The 1,826-nt window shown below is 69.0% G+C and carries 1 protein-coding gene; it reads right to left on the minus strand.

Going from position 1 to position 1,826, the window contains the following annotated elements; all coding sequences use genetic code 11:
* Nucleotides 1-1,762, minus strand: a 1,762-nt coding sequence (locus B5520_RS22265; RefSeq protein WP_139386303.1) for a DUF222 domain-containing protein, incomplete at its 3' end; no start/stop codon positions are given.
* Nucleotides 1,763-1,826 lie beyond the last annotated feature (64 nt).

Here is a 1,826-nt window from a genome sequence, read left to right on the forward strand (position 1 = left end):
TGGTGTTTGTCGTCGTGCTGGTGGCCCTTGCGCCGGTGTCTGTGGGTGTTCCGGGGCGTGGGGTGGTGCGGGGTCCGGTGGCTGTGTCTGTGGTTGGCCAGGGGTTGTTGGTGGGGTTGGGGAGGTGGGGGAGGAGGTCTTGGTAGTTGATGGTCGCGATGATTTGGGGGCGGTTGCCGCCGGTGGTGGGCAGCAGGTTGGTGGTGAGGGCTGCTTTGACGGCGGAGACGAGCCCGTCGAGTTGTTGCTGGGCCCGGGTGCGCCGTTCCAGGTCCACGCTGGTTTCCCGGCCCAGGTCCACGCTGGCCTCCCGCCCGGGGTTGGCGCGTTCGTCCGGGTCAGGGTCGGGGTCGGGGTTTGTGGTGCTGGTGTTGGGGGTGGCGGTGCGGGGGTTGGTGGCGGTGTTCATGACGGTGAGGAGGTGTTCGTATTGGTCGGTGGTGGCGAAGATTTCGACGCGGTGCAGGCCGTGGCGGGGTTTGCGGATGAACGCGCCTTGGGTGTGGCGGAGGGCTTCTTCGGTGGGTTCGGTGCCGTCGGCGTCGATGGTGTCGTTCCAGCGTTGGGCCAGGCGGGTGAGGAAGTCCGGGTCGGCGGTGATGGCGGTGGTGGTGAGGTGCTGTTCGATCCGGTCGAGGGTGTCGGGGGTGGTGTGGTGCTGGAGCCGGTCCAGGGTGGCGGTGATGATGGTCGCGGCGTGTGAGGAGAGCACCGGCCCCGTGATCAGGTCCGGATCAGTGGTGGTGTGGGCGGGTTCGCCGGTGGTGGTGTTGGTGGGGGTGAGGGCTGTGGCGAGGTGTTCGCGTGCCGGCGGGAGGGGTTCGCCGGTGAGGCTGGTGCCGGGCAGGGCCTGGTGGGCGAGGGTGAGGCGGCGGCGGGCTTCGCGGAGGGGGATCCGGAGCCGGAGCCTGAGGAACTCGGCGGTGTTCCTGCACCCGTCATCAGCCGGCGACGTCACCACAGGCGACGTCACCACAGGCGCTGTCACCACCGACGAGGTCAGCACGGGGCGGTCAATCCCGGCTGCGGGTGTGGACTGATCAGCCACTGCGGCGCCGCTGGTGGGTGCGGGGTCGCTGGTGGGTGCGGGGCTGCCGGTGGGTGCGGGCCAGTTCGCGTCGGTCTCGTTAAGGGTCTCGACGCCGTTGGCATCCCAGCCGGTTACCCAGCCCCGGCCCGGTCGCCCAAGTCGGCCCGCCCTGGCCTGGCTGGTGCGGGCGGCGTCCGCGGCGGTGATGGCCTGGGTCCGGGTGCGGTGCACGGTGGAGGCGGCGAGCAGTTGCAGGTACTCCACGGTCCGGGAAAGGTCCTCGACTTGCCCGGCGAAATTGGCCGCTGAAACATAGTCGAACGTGGCCAGCTCATCTTGGGCGGCAACAGCAGCCGCCACCAGCAGGGCTCCGATCCCACCCAGGCCAACCGGATTCTCGACGAGGGGTGCAGGGGTGGGATCGGGTGCGCTCGGTGACCTGTCTGTCCCAGTGCCAGCGGATGCCGAAAAAGGGGCGGTTTTGGATTCAGTCGCAGCGTTACCGGGATCGGTTTCGGATGCAGTGGGGCCGGCGCCTGGGGAGGGGCGTGGGCCAGGAACGGGAATGTCAGAGGCCGTCTTGGCCGGGACGGCGTGAAGGCGCCCGGGAAGCCTGAACCGGGCGTCGCCGTCGTACCCGTCATGCCGGGAATCACCGCCAAGGTGGAGAACCCGCGGGAGCGCGGCGGCGGGACTGCCGAACTCCGCAAACTGCTCCCCAATGGCCTCCATGGGACAACTCTGCCAGTGACCACTGACAAAACATCCGGCCCAAAGCCGCTATGTGGAAAACCGG

The organism is Arthrobacter sp. P2b (assembly GCF_900168295.1).
Classification (GTDB): Bacteria; Actinomycetota; Actinomycetes; order Actinomycetales; family Micrococcaceae; genus Arthrobacter.